We start from the raw sequence: 17,422 nt of genomic DNA on the forward strand, positions 1-17,422 counted from the left end.
CCGTCGACCTTTCCGCCTTGCTTTCTTTCGCTGCATTGCACACACTGATTTTCGGGAACAGCAAGCCGCACGACGATGCGCGCCGGATAAAAAGAGAAATATGTCGATCAAAGCCAGCATCTATCATCTGACGCATTACACCTATGACAAGCCGGTCCGCCTCGGCCCACAGATCATCCGGCTGAAACCTGCCTCGCATTCGAAGACACGGGTGCTCAGCCATTCGCTGAAGGTCACGCCCTCCAATCATTTCGTCAACCTGCAGCAGGACCCTTACGGCAATTACCTTGCCCGTTACGTCTTTCCGGATCCGGTGTCGGAATTCAAGATCGAGGTCGATCTCGTCGCCGACATGACGGTCTACAATCCCTTCGACTTCTTCGTCGAGGAAGAGGCGACCAAGTGGCCCTTCGGATACCCTGAAACGATCCAGGAGGATCTGTCGATCTACATGACGCCGGAGCCGGCCGGTCCGCGCTTGAAGGCGCTGCTGCCGACTCTCGACTGGTCGCCCGACCAGCCGACGGTCGATATGATCGTCGGCCTCAATGCCCGCCTGCAGCGGCAGATCGGCTATGTCATCCGCATGGAAACCGGCGTGCAGACGCCGGAGGAAACGCTGGAAAGCGCCAAGGGCTCCTGCCGCGACACCAGCTGGCTGCTCGTCCAGATCCTTCGCCATCTCGGCCTCGCCGCCCGCTTCGTCTCCGGTTATCTCATTCAGCTGACGCCGGACCTGAAGGCGCTCGACGGCCCCTCCGGCACCGAAGTCGATTTCACCGATCTGCACGCTTGGGCAGAGGTCTATCTGCCCGGCGCCGGCTGGGTTGGCCTCGATCCGACGTCCGGCCTGCTGACCGGCGAAAGCCACATCCCGCTTGCCGCAACGCCGCATTATCGCAACGCCGCCCCGATTTCCGGCGGTTATTTCGGCGAGGCCGAAACCGAGTTCGCCTTCGACATGAAGGTCTCGCGCGTCGCCGAGCACCCGCGCATCACCAAGCCCTTCTCCGATGAAAGCTGGGAGGAGCTCAACGAACTCGGCGAGAAGGTCGATCGTGTCCTCGAAGCCGAGGACGTGCATCTGACGATGGGCGGCGAGCCGACCTTCGTTTCGATCGACGATTTCCAGTCGGAGGAATGGAACACCGCCGCAGTCGGCCCGACCAAGCGCGAAAAGGCCGACATCCTGATCCGCAAGCTGCAAGAACGTTTCGCCCCCGGCGGTTTCCTGCATTACGGCCAGGGCAAATGGTATCCGGGCGAAAGCCTGCCGCGCTGGACCTTCTCGCTCTACTGGCGCCGCGACGGCAAGCCGGTCTGGCAGAACCTCGATCTGGTCGCCACCGAAGGCAAGGATACCGGCGTCACCGCCGAAGATGCCGAGAAGCTCCTGACGGCGATCGCAAAGGAACTGGCGATCAAACCTGAGATGGTGCAGCCGGCCTATGAGGATCCGGCCGACTGGATCATCAAGGAAGGCAACCTTCCCGAAAATGTCGATCCGGCAAATTCGAAGCTGAAGGATCCCGAGGAACGCAACCGCATCGCCCGCGTCTTCGCCCGCGGCCTCACCGTCGCGACCGGTTACGTCCTTCCGGTCCAGGCCTGGAACGCCAAGGCAGCGGAAAGCCGAGTCTGGATCAGCGAGAAATGGCGCACCCGCCGCGGCAAGATCTTCCTCGTCCCGGGCGACAGCCCGATCGGTTATCGCCTGCCGCTCGGCACGCTGCCCTATGTCCCCCCGGCGCGTTATCCCTATATCCACCCCGCCGATCCGACGATCCCGCGCGGACCGCTGCCAGATGTCTTCGTACCGGCCGGCCGGGCCATGCCGGAAGCCTCTTTCCATGCCGACGAGAGCAATCGCGGCCGGATCGAACAGACGCTCGGCGAACTTCGCGGTGCCGTGCGCACCGCCATGTCGGTCGAGCCGCGCGACGGCAGGCTCTGCGTCTTCATGCCGCCGGTCGAGCGCATCGAGGACTATCTCGAGCTGATCGCGGCTGCCGAAAACGCCGCAGCCGAACTCAAGCTTCCGGTCCACATCGAGGGTTACCCGCCGCCGCAGGACGAGCGCATCAACGTCATCCGCGTCGCTCCGGATCCCGGCGTCATCGAGGTCAACATTCATCCTGCCTCGAACTGGAAGGACTGCGTCGACATCACCACGGCGATCTACGAGGAGGCGCGCGCCACCCGGCTCGGCGCCGACAAGTTCATGATCGACGGCCGTCATACCGGCACCGGCGGCGGCAACCACGTCGTCGTCGGCAGCGCCAATCCGAACAACAGCCCCTTCCTGCGACGTCCCGATCTCTTGAAGAGCGTCGTCCTCCACTGGCAGCGCCATCCCTCGCTCTCCTACCTCTTCTCCGGCATGTTCATCGGGCCGACCAGCCAGGCGCCGCGCATTGACGAGGCTCGTCACGACAGCCTCTACGAGCTGGAAATCGCCATGGCGCAGATCGCCGCTCCCGGCCGCGGCCAGCAGCCGCTGCCCTGGCTCGTCGACCGCCTGTTCCGCAATCTGTTGACCGACGTCACCGGCAACACCCACCGTGCCGAGATCTGCATCGACAAGCTGTTCTCGCCCGACGGCCCGACCGGACGGCTCGGCCTCATCGAGTTCCGCGGCTTCGAGATGCCGCCGAACGCACGCATGTCGCTTGCCCAGCAATTGCTGGTGCGCGCGCTGATCGCCCGCTTCTGGGTCAACCCGGTCGACGGCAAATTTGTCCGCTGGGGTACGACCCTGCATGACCGTTTCATGCTGCCGCATTTCGTCTGGGCCGATTTCCTCGACGTGCTTGCCGACCTTCGTGAAAACGGCTTCGACGTCAGCCCGGAATGGTTCAAGGCCCAGCTCGAATTCCGCTTCCCCTTCTGCGGCGAAGTCGAATATGAGGGCTCGAAGCTGGAACTGCGTCAGGCGCTGGAGCCTTGGCATGTCATGGGCGAGGAAGGCGCGCCGGGCGGTACCGTCCGTTACGTCGACAGCTCCGTCGAGCGCCTTCAGGTGCGGCTCGAAACCAGCAATACCGCGCGTTATACCGTCACCTGCAATGGCCGCACCCTGCCGCTGACGCCGACCGGCACCGCCGGCGTGTCGGTGGCCGGCGTCCGCTACAAGGCGTGGCAACCGTCCTCCGGCCTGCATCCTGTCCTGCCGATCAACACACCTTTGACCTTTGACATTTATGATACATGGTCGAAGCGTTCGATCGGCGGCTGCATCTATCATGTTGCCCATCCGGGCGGCCGGACCTATGACACCTTCCCGGTCAACGGCAACGAGGCGGAAGCAAGGCGGCTCGCCCGCTTCGAGCCGTGGGGACATACGGCGGGCGGTTATATCCCGCGCGCCGAGACAGGTTCGCTTGAATTCCCGCTGACGCTGGATTTGAGGCGGCCCGCCGGAATTTAAGGCCGAGGATTGGGGCCGGGGGTAAGGCTGAATTTTGATGGGTAAGAGGCCGGCAGCGGAGCGCAGGGGAGAGGCAGAGGAACGTATCATCAAGGATGCGGCCTTCGACTATGCGCCGCTTCCTGGTTCCGCCGACGAGATGGTCGACAACAAAGGCGCTGTCCGCCCGGTCTGGCAGCGTTTCCTCTCGCATCTGAGCACGATGCCGGAAAAGGATCTCGCCGAGCGTTTCGCCCGCGCCGACCGCTACCTCCGGGATGCGGGAGTCTTCTACCGCGCCTATGGCAGCAAAGGCACCGGCGAACGCGCCTGGCCGATCTCGCATATCCCGGTGCTGATCGACGAGCGCGAATGGAAGACACTGTCGGCGGGCCTCGTCCAGCGCGCCGACCTGCTGGAGGCGATCGTTGCCGATATCTACGGCGACAACCGACTGGTGGAGGAAGGCGTCCTGCCGCCGGCGCTGATGGCCGCCAATCCCGAATTCCAGCGCCCGCTCGCCGGCATCCGGCCAGGCTCCGGCCATTATCTGCATTTCTGCGCCTTCGAGATCGGCCGCGGACCTGACGGCAACTGGTGGGTGCTGGCCGACAGGACGCAGGCGCCCTCAGGCGCCGGTTTCGCGCTGGAAAGCCGCGTCGCGACAACCCGGGCCTTCTCGGATATCTACGCCGAAACCCCGGTCCACCGTCTCGCCTCCTTCTTCGGTGCCTTCCGCGACGCGCTTCAGGGCATGAAACATTCGGGCGACGACCGCATTGCCGTGCTGACGCCCGGCCCCGCCAACGAGACCTATTACGAGCACGCCTACATCGCCCGCTATCTCGGCTTCATGCTGCTCGAGGGCGAGGACCTGACCGTCGTCAAGGGCCGCGTCATGGTGCGCACCGTCGCCGGTCTGAAGCCGATCGGCGTACTCTGGCGCCGTCTCGATTCGGCCTTTGCCGATCCGCTGGAGCTGAACCAGAATTCGCATATCGGCACGCCCGGCCTGGTGGAAGCGCTGCGCGCCGAAAGCGTCACCATCGTCAATGCGCTCGGCACCGGCGTTCTCGAAACCCGGGCGCTTCTGGCCTTCATGCCGACCATCTGCCACCGTCTGCTGGGGGAGGATCTGCAACTGCCCTCGATCGCCACCTGGTGGTGCGGCCAGAAGGAAGAGCGTGAGCACGTCGCAAAGAATATCGAGAAGATGGTCATCGGCCCGGCCTATTCCCGGGCGCCCTTCTTCGACGACAACGGCGAATCCGTGCTCGGCTCCTCGCTGCGTGCCACCGCCAGGGATTCCATCACCGACTGGCTAAATTCGGATGGCCCGAAACTGGTCGGCCAGGAGGTCGTCACGCTGTCGACGACGCCGGCCTGGGTTGACGGCAAGCTCGTGCCGCGGCCGATGTCGCTGCGCGTCTTCGCCGCCCGCACCGCAAATGGCTGGCAGATCATGCCCGGCGGGTTTGCCCGAATCGGCTCCGGCGCCGATGTCGCAGCCATCGCCATGCAGTCGGGCGGAGCGGCCGCCGACGTCTGGATCGTCAGTGACAAGCCGGTCGAGCGCCACACGCTGCTGCCGGCCGAGGGCAGCTTCACCCGCAACATGCCGGGCAGCCTGCCGAGCCGGGCAGCCGATAATCTGTTCTGGCTCGGCCGCTACATCGAACGCGCCGAAGGGGCGCTGCGCATCCTGCGCGCCTGGCATGCGCGTTACGCCGAAGCTGCCGATCCGAACCAGCCGCTGCTCGCCGATGTCTCCGAGTATCTCACGGCCGTCGATATCGATACCGCCGAGGCCGTGCCGGAAACGCTTTTGCGCAACATCGACAGCGCCGTCTATTCGGCGAGCAACATCCGCGACCGTTTCTCGCCGGACGGCTGGCTGGCACTCAACGATCTCGCCAAGACCGCCCGCCGCTTTCACGTCACCGTCGCTGCCGGCGACGATGCCAGCCATGCGATGACGATCCTTCTGCGTAAACTCGCGGGCTTCGCCGGCCTTGTGCACGAGAACATGTACCGCTTCACCGGCTGGCGCTTCCTCTCGCTCGGACGCTATATCGAGCGCGGCCTGCACATGACGCGCCTGCTCGGCCACATGTCCGGCCCGGAAGCGCCTGACGGCGCCCTCGACATGCTGCTCGAGATCGGCGACAGCGTCATGACCCACCGCCGCCGCTACAACGTCAACACGGCGCGGCTGACCGTCACCGACTTGCTGGCGCTCGACCCCCTTAACCCCCGCTCGGTCCTCTTCCAGGTGAACGAGATCCACCACGAGGTCGAGCAGCTGCCGAATGCCCTGATCAACGGCCAGATGTCGCCCTTCTACCGCGAGGCGATGCGGCTCCATTCCGGCCTGGCGGTGATGACGCCGGAGGGCATGGGGGTCGAGGTCTATCAACGGCTCGAACGCGAATTGGAGCAGCTTTCCGATCTGCTCGCCCAGACCTATCTCGGGTGACGGCGATGCTCTACGATCTCTCCCTCCACATGGGTTACATCTACGACGTGCCGGCCTCCGGCGCCCGCCACGTCATGCGCCTGATGCCGCTGTCGCTGCCCAACCGGCAGCGCCTGGTCGCCGGCTCGATCACCATCTCGCCGACGCCGGACGAGCAGTCACATTTCGTCGATTTCTTCCATCATCCCACCACCTCCTTCATGCTGCGCGCGCCGCACGAGACGCTCGACATTCGCATGCAAGCCCGCGTGCAGGTGGAAAGCCAGCCGATCGCCGCCGATTTCTCGCCGCTGCTTGCCGACCTGCCGGAGGAGATATCAGGCATCTGGTCGTTGGCGCCGGATTCGCCGCACCACTTCCTTGGCGATAGCCCGCGCCTGACCCAAGCGCGCGAGATCGCCGACTATGCGCGAAGCTGCGCCATGCCTGATCTGACGGCGATGCAGATCGCCCATGCGCTCTGTGCCCGCATCAACAAGGATTTCACCTACGACCCCGACGCGACGACGGTGGACACGACGCCGCTCGAGGCGTTCAAGTTGAAGCGCGGCGTCTGCCAGGATTTCACCCACATCATGATCCTGGCGCTCCGAAGCCTCGGCATTCCGGCCGGCTACGTCTCCGGTTTCCTGCGCACCATCCCACCCCCCGGCAAGGAGCGGCTGGAAGGGGCGGACGCCATGCATGCCTGGGTCAGGATCTGGTGCGGTGAGACGATCGGCTGGATCGAACTCGATCCGACCAACAACATCCCCGCCGGCATGGACCACATCGTCGTCGCCTATGGGCGGGACTATTCCGACGTCGTTCCCGTCATCGGCGTATTGAAAAGCTATGGCGGCCAACGCGCCGTCCAGGCGGTCGACGTGATCCCCCTGAAATAATCCCAAAACTGGAAAAATCCGACGATTCGTTAAAATTCTATTGACGCCGTAAGGACAGCGGAAAGGAGGGGCGTGCCTAATATCACCTCACAGGGCCTCCAGTTGGGTGAACATGATGAGCACCTCCTTTCTACAGACTCCCTGCCTGCGTCGCATGCTTGGCGACCGTGGCGGTAATTTCGGTATGATGACGGCGATCCTGCTGCCCGTCCTTTTTGGGGCGGCCGGCATGGCGATCCAGGTGGGCGATATGCTGCTCTCGAAGCAGCAATTGCAGGAGGCCGCCGATTCGGCGGCGCTCGCAACCGCTACCGCGCTAGCGAACGGCACGATCCAAACGTCGCAGGCCGAGGCCTTTGCGCAGAATTTCGTTGCCGGGCAAATGGCGAACTACCTGCAGAGCGGCACCGATATCAAGGACACGACGAGCGTCAGTGTCCAGACAACGACATCGGGCAAGTCGACATCCTATCAGGTGACGGTTTCACCGAGTTACGACCTTACGGTCAACCCGCTGATGCAGGCGGTCGGCTTCAAGACGCAGCATCTCTCGACCTCTGGCACGACGGTCGGCGGGCATTCACAGACCCAAGGCTCGATCTCTATGTTCCTCGCACTCGATAAATCGGGGTCAATGGGAGAACCGACCGCCACCGTCATGACGGAATCATACACCTATAAATGCAACCCTCACCTCAACCAAAACGGTAAGACGACAATCTACGACACCTGCACCGGCACGCGTACGCGTTATTATACAAAAATAGAAGCACTGAAGCTCGCTGCCGGCAATCTTTTTGATCAGCTCAATAGCGCGGATCCCAATGCCGAATATGTACGCACAGGCGCGGTATCCTACGATCTCGTTGAGTACACGGCGAGCAAGCTCGCTTGGGGAACCACCGCTGTCACGAGCTATGTCAACGCGCTTCAGTCGGGAGGTGGCACGAATTCGAGCGGCGCAGTGAACACGGCTTACACGTCTCTCACCGCCAAGAACGCCGCGGGCAATGACGCCGAAGACGCCGCCCACCAGCAGAAGACCGGGCAAGTGCCCAAGAAGTACATCGTTTTTATGACAGACGGCGACAATAACAATGATAGCAGCGGCGGCCGTTCCTACGACACCGCGACCAAGAAGACATGCGACGCCGCCAAGTCCAAGGGCATCGAAATCTATACGATCGCCTTCATGGCACCCGCGGGCGGACAGGCGCTGCTGCACTATTGCGCTTCCGATGACGCGCATTATTTCCAGGCGGAAAAGATGGAAGACCTGCTGGCCGCCTTCGAGGCGATCGGAGCGAAGGCCTCCGCACAGCTGACGCGCCTGACGAACTGACGATCGGTCCCGGCGAAAAGCCGAACAAAAAAGCCGCTGCGGAACAAACCGGAGCGGCTTTTCGTTATCCTCGTTCGGCCCATCAGATCGAGAAAAGCGATTGAAATCAACCCCCTCAACCCGTGTGAATATGAAGGTTTCGCAAATTTTTCGTTTGCCCAAATCCCTTGTTGCAAGTGCTTAGTAACGATGCATAAACTGTCGGCTGCGCAAGCGACAAATTGATTGAATCAGGCATAACATCCTGAAACAAAATTAAAATTGGCGAGACCTGACGATGAACACTGTTTCCAAGCCGATCATCCCCTCCCCCGCCCCTCGCAGTTCAAGGCCGGAAATTCTCGCTGAAGAAATCATCGAACGTCTGACCTACCGCATCGGCAAGGATGCCAAGGTGGCAAAGCCGCATGACTGGCTGACGGCGACGATCCTGGTGGTGCGCGACCGCATCATCGACAGGTGGATGGCATCCACTCGCGAGGTTTATGCAACCGGCGCCAAGCGCGTCTATTATCTTTCTCTTGAATTCCTGATCGGCCGCCTGATGCGCGACGCCGTTTCCAACCTCGGCCTGATGGAGGAGGTGCGCGATGCGCTCGCCTCGCTCGGCGTCGACGTCAACGTCATTGCCGGCCTGGAGCCGGATGCCGCACTCGGCAACGGCGGCCTCGGCCGTCTGGCTGCCTGTTTCATGGAGAGCATGGCGACGGTCGACGTTCCGGCCTATGGCTATGGCATCCGCTATGTTCACGGCCTCTTCCGCCAGCAGTTGGCCGACGGCTGGCAGGTGGAACTGCCGGAAAACTGGCTCGCCCATGGCAATCCCTGGGAATTCGAGCGCCGCGAAAGCTCCTATGAAATCGGCTTCGGCGGCGCCGTCGAATTCATCACCACCCATGACGACCAGCCGCGCTACGTCTGGAAACCGGCCGAGCGCGTCATTGCCGCCGCCTTCGACACGCCTGCCGTCGGCTGGCGCGGCAAGCGCGTCAACACGCTGCGCCTCTGGTCGGCGCAACCGATCGATCCGATCCTGCTCGATGCCTTCAACGCCGGCGACCACATCGGCGCGCTCCGCGAAAGCAACAAGGCCGAAAGCCTGACCCGGGTTCTCTATCCTGCCGACGCCACCCCGGCCGGCCAGGAACTGCGCCTGCGCCAGGAATTCTTCTTCTCGTCGGCCTCGCTGCAGGACATCCTGCGCCGCCATCTGCAGCAATATGACGATTTCACCTCGCTGCCGGACAAGGTGGCGATCCAGCTGAACGACACCCACCCCGCCGTCTCGGTTGCCGAACTCGTGCGCCTGCTCTGTGACGTGCATGGCATGGACTTCGATCAAGCCTGGGAAATCACCCGCCATACCTTCTCCTACACCAACCACACGCTTCTGCCCGAAGCGCTGGAAAGCTGGGCGGTGCCGCTGTTCGAGCGTCTGCTGCCGCGCCATATGCAGATCATCTATGCGATCAATGCCAAGATCCTGATCGACGCCCGCAAGGGCAAGAACTTCTCCGATGGGGAAATCCGCTCGATCTCGCTGATCGATGAAAGCGGCGACCGCCGCGTGCGCATGGGCAACCTGGCTTTCGTTGGCTCGCATTCGATCAACGGCGTCTCGGCCCTGCACACCGACCTGATGAAGGTCACCGTCTTCGCCGACCTGCACAAGCTCTATCCCGACCGCATCAACAACAAGACCAACGGCATCACGCCGCGCCGCTGGCTGCAGCAGTGCAATCCCGGCCTCACCGGCCTGATCCGCGAGGCGATCGGCGACGAATTCCTCGATGATGCCGAGAAGCTACGCGCGCTCGACGTGCATTCCTCCGATCCGGCTTTCCAGCAGAAGTTCGCAGCGGTAAAGCGCGCCAACAAGGTGGCACTCTCCAACCTCGTCGCCAGCCGCATGGGTGTGAAGCTCGATCCGTCGGCGATGTTCGATATCCAGATCAAGCGTATCCACGAATATAAGCGCCAGCTGCTGAACATCATCGAGGCCGTCGCGCTCTATGACCAGATCCGCTCGCATCCCGAGCTTGACTGGGTGCCACGCGTGAAACTCTTCGCCGGCAAGGCGGCGCCGAGTTATTACAATGCCAAGCTCATCATCAAGCTGATCAACGACGTCTCCCGCACGATCAACAACGATCCGTCGGTACGCGGCCTGCTGAAAATCGTCTTCGTGCCGAACTACAATGTCTCGCTCGCCGAAGTCATGGTTCCGGCCGCTGACCTCTCGGAGCAGATCTCGACCGCCGGCATGGAAGCGTCCGGCACGGGCAACATGAAGTTTGGCCTGAACGGCGCGCTGACAATCGGCACGCTCGATGGCGCCAATGTCGAGATGCGCGACAATGTCGGCGAGGACAACATCGTCATCTTCGGCCTCAAGGCCGACGAGGTGTCGAAAGTCCGCAGTGATGGCCACAATCCCCGCGCCATCATCGAGGGATCGCGCGAACTCGCCCAGGCGCTTGCCGCTATCGGTTCCGGCGTCTTCTCGCCCGATGACCGCAATCGCTACACGGCGCTGATCGACGGCATCTATTCGCATGACTGGTTCATGGTCGCTGCCGACTTCGACGCCTATGCCCAGGCCCAGCGGGAAGTCGACCAGATCTGGACCAACCAGTCCGCCTGGTACACCAAGACGATCAACAATACGGCGCGAATGGGCTGGTTCTCTTCCGACCGAACCATCAGGCAATATGCAGACGAAATCTGGAGAGCCGGATGAAAACGCCGAAGACCGTCCCTGAAGTAAAGCTTTCCTGGGAAATTTCGGCAGATGAAATCACGGCGATCCTTGCCGGCTCGCATTCCAATCCCTTTGCCGTCCTGGGTGTGCACCAGGCCGGTGACGCCTTCGTCGCCCGGTGTTTCATCCCGGGCGCGGAGGAGGTGACCGCCATGACGCTCGACGGCAGCGTCATCGGCGAGCTGAAACAGCTCCATGCCGAAGGCGTCTTTGCCGGCCCGGTTTCCCTCACGAAGCTCCAGCCGGTGCGTTACCGCGCCCGGCGCGGCGATGCCGAATGGGCAGTCACCGATCCCTATAGTTTCGGTCCGGTGCTCGGACCGATGGACGATTATTTCGCCCGCGAGGGCTCGCATCTGCGGCTGTTCGACAAGATGGGCGCCCATCTCATCAAGCATGACGGCGCCCAGGGCATCCATTTCGCCGTCTGGGCGCCGAACGCACAGCGCGTTTCCGTCGTTGGCGATTTCAACAATTGGGACGGCCGTCGCCACGTGATGCGCTTCCGCTCCGATAGCGGCATCTGGGAAATCTTTGCCCCTGACGTACCGATCGGCGTCGCCTACAAGTTCGAGATCCGCGGCCAGGACGGCGTATTGCTGCCGCTGAAGGCCGATCCCTTCGCGCGGCGCAGCGAGCTGCGACCGAAGACCGCCTCCATCGCCGCCGCCGAACTGGTGCAGGATTGGGAAGACGAGGCCCATCTGAAGCACTGGCGCGAGACCGACAAGCGCCGCCAGCCGATCTCGATCTACGAGGTGCATGCCGCCTCCTGGCAACGCCGGCAGGACGGCACGATGCTGTCCTGGGACGAGCTCGCCTCCAGCCTCATCCCTTATTGCGCCGACATGGGCTTCACCCATATCGAATTCCTGCCGATCACCGAGTACCCCTACGACCCCTCCTGGGGTTACCAGACGACCGGCCTCTACGCGCCGACCGCGCGTTTCGGCGAGCCGGAAGGTTTCGCCCGTTTCGTCAATGGCTGCCACAAGGTCGGCATCGGCGTCATCCTCGACTGGGTGCCGGCGCATTTTCCGACCGACGAGCATGGCCTCGGCTGGTTCGACGGCACCGCACTCTACGAGCACGAAGACCCGCGCAAGGGCTTCCACCCGGACTGGAGCACGGCGATCTACAATTTCGGCCGCACCGAGGTTGTTTCCTATCTCGTCAATAACGCGCTCTACTGGGCCGAAAAATTCCATCTCGATGGTCTGCGTGTCGATGCCGTCGCCTCGATGCTCTACCTTGATTATTCCCGCAAGCACGGCGAATGGATCCCGAACGAATATGGCGGCAACGAGAACCTCGAAGCGGTCCGTTTTCTGCAGGATCTCAACATCCGCCTCTACGGCAATCATTCCAACGTCATGACCATCGCCGAGGAATCGACCTCCTGGCCGAAGGTCTCGCAGCCCGTCCATGAAGGCGGCCTCGGCTTCGGCTTCAAGTGGAACATGGGCTTCATGCACGATACGCTGAGCTACATGAGCCGCGATCCGATCTACCGCGGGCACCACCACAACGAGCTCACCTTCGGCTTGCTCTACGCCTATTCGGAAAATTTCGTCTTGCCGCTCTCGCATGACGAGGTTGTTCACGGAAAAGGCTCGCTGATCGCCAAAATGCCGGGCGACGACTGGCAGAAATTCGCCAATCTGCGCGCCTACTACGCTTATATGTGGGGCTATCCCGGCAAGAAGCTGTTGTTCATGGGCCAGGAATTCGCCCAGTGGAGCGAGTGGAGCGAGGAGAAGTCGCTCGACTGGAACCTGCTTCAGTATCGCATGCACGAGGGCATGCGGCGTCTGGTGCGCGACCTCAATTTCACCTATCGCAGCAAGCCGGCACTGCATGAGCGTGACTGCGAGGGCGAAGGTTTCGAATGGCTGGTCGCCGACGACCACCAGAATTCCGTCTTTGCCTGGCTGCGCAAGGCGCCGGGCCAGAAGCCGGTCGCCGTCATCACCAATTTCACCCCTGTCTACCGCGAGAACTACTCGATCCGCCTGCCGTCCGCAGGCCGCTGGCGGGAAATCCTGAACACCGATGCCGACATTTACGGCGGTAGCGGCAAGGGCAACGGCGGGCGCGTGCAGGCCGTCGATGCCGGCGGCAAGATCACCTGCTCGATTACCTTGCCGCCCTTGGCGACAATCATGCTTGAACCTGAAAATTAGTGACTGGTGGGAGGAGAAAATGGTAGAAAAACGCGTTCAGCCACTTGCCCGCGATGCAATGGCTTATGTCCTGGCGGGCGGTAGGGGAAGCCGTCTCAAGGAACTCACCGACCGGCGTGCCAAGCCGGCCGTCTATTTTGGCGGCAAGGCCCGCATCATCGATTTCGCCTTGTCGAACGCCCTGAATTCCGGCATCCGCCGCATTGGCGTCGCGACGCAATACAAGGCGCACTCGCTGATCCGTCACATGCAGCGCGGCTGGAACTTCTTCCGCCCTGAGCGTAACGAGAGCTTCGATATCCTGCCCGCCAGCCAGCGCGTCTCCGAGACGCAATGGTATGAGGGCACGGCCGACGCCGTCTATCAGAACATCGACATCATCCAGGATTACGGCGTCGAATACATGGTCATTCTTGCGGGCGACCACGTCTACAAGATGGACTACGAATGGATGCTGCAGCAGCACGTCGATTCCGGCGCCGACGTCACGATCGGCTGCCTGGAAGTGCCGCGCATGGAAGCGGTCGGCTTCGGCGTCATGCATGTCAACGACAAGGACGAGATCATCGCCTTCGTCGAGAAACCGGCCGATCCACCGCCCATTCCCGACAAGCCGGATTTCGCTCTCGCCTCGATGGGCATCTACGTCTTCCACACCAAGTTCCTGCTCGATGCGCTACGCCGCGACGCCGCCGACCCGACCTCGAGCCGCGACTTCGGCAAGGACATTATCCCCTATATCGTCAACAACGGTAAGGCGGTCGCTCACCGCTTCGCCAAGTCCTGCGTCCGTTCGGATTTCGAGCACGAACCCTACTGGCGCGACGTCGGCACGATCGACGCCTATTGGCAAGCCAATATCGACCTGACGGCGATCGTTCCGGAGCTTGATATCTACGACAAGTCCTGGCCGATCTGGACCTATGCCGAGATCACCCCGCCGGCGAAATTCGTCCATGACGACGAGGATCGCCGCGGCTCGGCCACCTCCTCCGTTGTGTCAGGCGATTGCATCATCTCGGGCGCCATGCTGAACAACAGCCTGCTCTTCACGGGTGTCAGGGCCAACTCCTTCTCCAAGATGGAAGGGGCGGTCATCCTGCCGAACGTGAAGATCGGGCGGCGCGCGCAGCTCAAGAATGTGGTGATCGACCATGGCGTCGTCATTCCGGAAGGTCTGGTCGTCGGCGAGGATCCCGAGCTCGATGCCAAGCGCTTCCGGCGGACGGAAAGCGGCATCTGCCTGATCACCCAACCGATGATCGACAAGCTGGATATCTAACTTATGAAAGTTCTTTCGGTTTCGTCCGAAGTCTTCCCTTTGATCAAGACAGGGGGTCTGGCCGATGTGTCCGGCGCCCTGCCGATTGCTCTGAAAGCCTTCGGGGTCGAGACCAAGACCCTTCTACCCGGCTATCCCGCCGTCATGAAGGTTATTCGCGACCCGGTCGTCAGGCTCGAATTCCCCGACCTGCTCGGTGAGCGGGCGACCGTGCTCGAGGTCCAGCACGAGGGCCTCGACCTGCTCGTCCTCGATGCGCCGGCCTATTACGACAGGCCCGGCGGGCCCTATCTCGATCCGCTCGGCAAGGACTATCCCGATAACTGGCGTCGGTTCGCCGCCCTGTCGCTCGCTGCCTCCGAGATCGCCGCCGGCCTGCTGCCCGGCTGGCGGCCGGATCTCGTCCACACCCACGACTGGCAGGCGGCGCTGACGTCGGTCTATATGCGCTATTATCCGACGCTGGAACTTCCGAGCGTACTGACCATCCACAACATCGCCTTCCAGGGCCAGTTCGGTTCCGAGATCTTTCCCGGCCTGCGCCTGCCTGCCCATGCCTTCGCCACCGAAAGCATCGAATATTACGGTACTGTCGGCTTCCTCAAAGGCGGCCTCAAGACTGCGCATGCGATCACGACGGTCAGCCCGACCTATGCCGATGAGATTCTGACGTCGGAATTCGGCATGGGGCTGGAGGGCGTCATCGCCAGCCGCATCGACGATCTGCATGGCATCGTCAACGGCATCGACACCGATATCTGGAACCCGGCGACCGATCCTGTCGTCCACACCCATTACGGCCCGACGACGCTGAAGAACCGCGAGGAGAACCGTCGCTCGATCGCCGAATTCTTCGGCCTCGACAATGACGACGCCCCGATCTTCTGTGTCATCAGCCGTCTCACCTGGCAGAAGGGCATGGATATCGTCGCCAATGTCGCCGATGAGATCGTCGCCATGGGCGGCAAGCTCGTCGTGCTCGGCTCCGGCGAAGCTGCACTTGAAGGCGCGCTGCTCGCCTCCGCCAGCCGCCATCCCGGCCGCATCGGCGTCTCGATCGGCTATAACGAGCCGATGTCGCACCTGATGCAGGCCGGCTGCGATGCGATCATCATCCCCTCGCGCTTCGAACCCTGCGGCCTGACCCAGCTTTACGGCCTGCGTTACGGCTGCGTGCCGATCGTCGCCCGCACCGGCGGTTTGAATGACACGGTGATCGACGCCAATCACGCCGCACTTGCGGCGAAAGTCGCAACCGGCATACAATTTGCGCCCGTAACCGAAACAGGCATGCTACAGGCAATCCGCCGTGCGATGCATTTTTATCAGGACCGAAAACTCTGGACCCAATTGCAAAAGCAGGGCATGAAATCGGATGTCTCCTGGGAGAAGAGCGCCGAACGCTACGCTGCCCTCTATTCAAGCCTCGTCTCGAAAGGCATGTGAACTAAAATGATCAAGTCCGTCCCCACCACGCCCTATCTGGACCAGAAACCCGGCACGTCGGGCCTGCGCAAGAAGGTTCCGGTCTTCCAGCAGTCGAACTATGCGGAGAACTTCATCCAGTCGATCTTCGATTCGCTGGAAGGCTATCAGGGCAAGTGCCTCGTCATCGGCGGCGACGGACGCTACTACAATCGCGAGGTCATCCAGAAGGCGGTCAAGATGGCCGCGGCCAATGGCTTCGGCAAGGTCATGGTCGGCAAGGGCGGCATCCTGTCGACGCCGGCCGCTTCCCACATCATCCGCAAATACAAGGCTTTCGGCGGCATCATCCTCTCCGCCAGCCACAATCCCGGCGGGCCGACCGAAGACTTCGGCATCAAATACAACATCAACAATGGCGGCCCGGCGCCGGAAAAGATCACCGACGCGATCTATGCGCGCTCCAAGACGATCGACAGCTACAAGATTGCTGATTTCGCAGACGTCAATCTCGACCGCATCGGCAAGGACGAGCTTCCAGGCGGCACGATCCTCTCAGTCATCGACCCGGTCGAGGACTATGCTGCGCTGATGGAAGAGCTGTTCGATTTCGGCGCCATCCGCAATCTGATCAGCCTCGGCTTCCGCATTGCCTTCGACGGGATGAGCGCCGTCACCGGTCCCTATGCCAAGGAAATCTTCGAAAATCGTCTCGGCGCTCCCTCGGGCTCGGTGCGCAACTTCATGCCGCTGCCGGATTTCGGCGGCCATCATCCCGATCCGAACCCGGTTCACTGCAAGGAACTCTTCGATGAGATGATGGGCGATGACGCGCCCGATTTTGGCGCCGCTTCCGACGGCGACGGCGACCGCAACCTCATCATCGGCCGCGGCATCTTTGTCACCCCTTCCGACAGCCTGGCGATCCTTGCCGCCAATGCCAATCTCGCCCCCGGCTATTCGGGCGGCCTTGCCGGCATCGCCCGCTCGATGCCGACATCAGGCGCGGCCGACCGTGTCGCCGAAAAGCGCGGCATCGGCATGTATGAAACGCCGACCGGCTGGAAGTTCTTCGGCAACCTGCTCGACGCCGGCATGGCGACGATCTGTGGTGAGGAAAGCTCCGGCACCGGCTCCAGTCACGTCCGCGAAAAGGATGGCCTCTGGGCCGTGCTGCTATGGCTGAACATTCTTGCCGTGCGTGGCGAGAGCGTCGCCGATATCGTCACCCAGCACTGGCAGACCTACGGCCGCAATTATTATTCACGCCACGACTACGAAGGCCTCGACACCGATGCCGCAAACGGCCTGGTGGACAATCTGCGCAGCCAGCTTTCCACCCTGCCCGGCAAGAGCTTCGGCAACCTGAAGGTCGAGAAGGCCGACGACTTCGCCTACCACGATCCGATCGACAAATCGGTGAGCGAGCATCAAGGTATCCGCGTGCTCTTCGAAGGCGGCTCCCGCGTCGTCTTCCGCCTGTCCGGCACCGGCACGTCTGGCGCAACCTTGCGCGTCTATATCGAGCGCTACGAGCCGGATTCGACTCGCCACAACATCGAAACGCAGGAAGCGCTCGCCGATCTGATCGCGGCCGCCGAAAGCATTGCCAGCATTCAGGAACGCACGGGACGCGACGCGCCAACCGTGATCACCTGATCCG

9 protein-coding genes are annotated in these 17,422 nt (G+C 62.2%); all 9 read left to right on the plus strand.

Translation table 11 applies throughout. The annotated features are described in order from the left end of the window. Positions 1-100: 100 nt before the first annotated feature. The 9 genes from AB8B31_RS18330 to AB8B31_RS18370 all read left to right on the plus strand — a co-directional run bounded on the left by AB8B31_RS18330 (position 101) and on the right by AB8B31_RS18370 (position 17,418). Positions 101-3,427, plus strand: a complete 3,327-nt coding sequence (locus AB8B31_RS18330) for a DUF2126 domain-containing protein (RefSeq protein WP_018243562.1) — start codon at positions 101-103, stop codon at positions 3,425-3,427. A gap of 37 nt (positions 3,428-3,464) precedes the next feature. Then, positions 3,465-5,882, plus strand: a complete 2,418-nt coding sequence (locus AB8B31_RS18335) for a circularly permuted type 2 ATP-grasp protein (protein WP_018243563.1) — start codon at positions 3,465-3,467, stop codon at positions 5,880-5,882. Positions 5,883-5,887: 5 nt separating this feature from the next. Then, on the plus strand, positions 5,888-6,766 hold the full coding sequence (locus AB8B31_RS18340; RefSeq protein ID WP_032980791.1) for a transglutaminase family protein: 879 nt from the start codon (positions 5,888-5,890) through the stop codon (positions 6,764-6,766). Positions 6,767-6,881: 115 nt separating this feature from the next. Beyond that, entirely contained in the window at positions 6,882-8,108 is a 1,227-nt protein-coding gene (locus tag AB8B31_RS18345) for a TadE/TadG family type IV pilus assembly protein (RefSeq protein ID WP_018243565.1), read from the plus strand. 277 nt (positions 8,109-8,385) lie between these two features. Further along, the gene (locus AB8B31_RS18350; protein ID WP_018243566.1) at positions 8,386-10,848 is read left to right on the plus strand and encodes a glycogen/starch/alpha-glucan phosphorylase; all 2,463 of its coding nucleotides are present in this window, start codon (positions 8,386-8,388) and stop codon (positions 10,846-10,848) included. Beyond that, positions 10,845-13,052, plus strand: a complete 2,208-nt coding sequence (gene glgB / locus AB8B31_RS18355; protein WP_018243567.1) for a 1,4-alpha-glucan branching protein GlgB — start codon at positions 10,845-10,847, stop codon at positions 13,050-13,052. The genes AB8B31_RS18350 and glgB overlap by 4 nt, the downstream gene beginning before the upstream one ends. A 19-nt stretch (positions 13,053-13,071) precedes the next feature. Beyond that, complete coding sequence (gene glgC, locus AB8B31_RS18360; RefSeq protein ID WP_018243568.1) at positions 13,072-14,334, plus strand: glucose-1-phosphate adenylyltransferase; 1,263 nt, start codon at positions 13,072-13,074, stop codon at positions 14,332-14,334. 3 nt (positions 14,335-14,337) lie between these two features. Beyond that, positions 14,338-15,780 carry a glycogen synthase GlgA gene (gene glgA / locus AB8B31_RS18365; RefSeq protein WP_018517635.1) on the plus strand — a complete coding sequence of 481 codons (1,443 nt, stop codon included), beginning with the start codon at positions 14,338-14,340 and terminating at the stop codon, positions 15,778-15,780. 6 nt (positions 15,781-15,786) lie between these two features. Continuing rightward, positions 15,787-17,418 carry an alpha-D-glucose phosphate-specific phosphoglucomutase gene (locus AB8B31_RS18370; RefSeq protein WP_065278073.1) on the plus strand — a complete coding sequence of 544 codons (1,632 nt, stop codon included), beginning with the start codon at positions 15,787-15,789 and terminating at the stop codon, positions 17,416-17,418. Positions 17,419-17,422 lie beyond the last annotated feature (4 nt).

The sequence above is a fragment of the Rhizobium sp. 62_C5_N11_2 genome, assembly GCF_051811185.1.
Lineage (GTDB): Bacteria > Pseudomonadota > Alphaproteobacteria > Rhizobiales > Rhizobiaceae > Rhizobium > Rhizobium leguminosarum.

Bases quoted from the DNA above. Each gene is read 5' to 3' on its own strand.
- AB8B31_RS18350 (WP_018243566.1), top strand. From the start codon at position 8,386: ATGAACACTGTTTCCAAGCCGATCATCCCCTCCCCCGCCCCTCGCAGT.
- glgA (WP_018517635.1), top strand. From the start codon at position 14,338: ATGAAAGTTCTTTCGGTTTCGTCCGAAGTCTTCCCTTTGATCAAGACA.
- AB8B31_RS18345 (WP_018243565.1), top strand. From the start codon at position 6,882: ATGAGCACCTCCTTTCTACAGACTCCCTGCCTGCGTCGCATGCTTGGC.
- AB8B31_RS18340 (WP_032980791.1), top strand. From the start codon at position 5,888: ATGCTCTACGATCTCTCCCTCCACATGGGTTACATCTACGACGTGCCG.
- AB8B31_RS18370 (WP_065278073.1), top strand. From the start codon at position 15,787: ATGATCAAGTCCGTCCCCACCACGCCCTATCTGGACCAGAAACCCGGC.
- glgC (WP_018243568.1), top strand. From the start codon at position 13,072: ATGGTAGAAAAACGCGTTCAGCCACTTGCCCGCGATGCAATGGCTTAT.
- AB8B31_RS18335 (WP_018243563.1), top strand. From the start codon at position 3,465: ATGGGTAAGAGGCCGGCAGCGGAGCGCAGGGGAGAGGCAGAGGAACGT.
- AB8B31_RS18330 (WP_018243562.1), top strand. From the start codon at position 101: ATGTCGATCAAAGCCAGCATCTATCATCTGACGCATTACACCTATGAC.
- glgB (WP_018243567.1), top strand. From the start codon at position 10,845: ATGAAAACGCCGAAGACCGTCCCTGAAGTAAAGCTTTCCTGGGAAATT.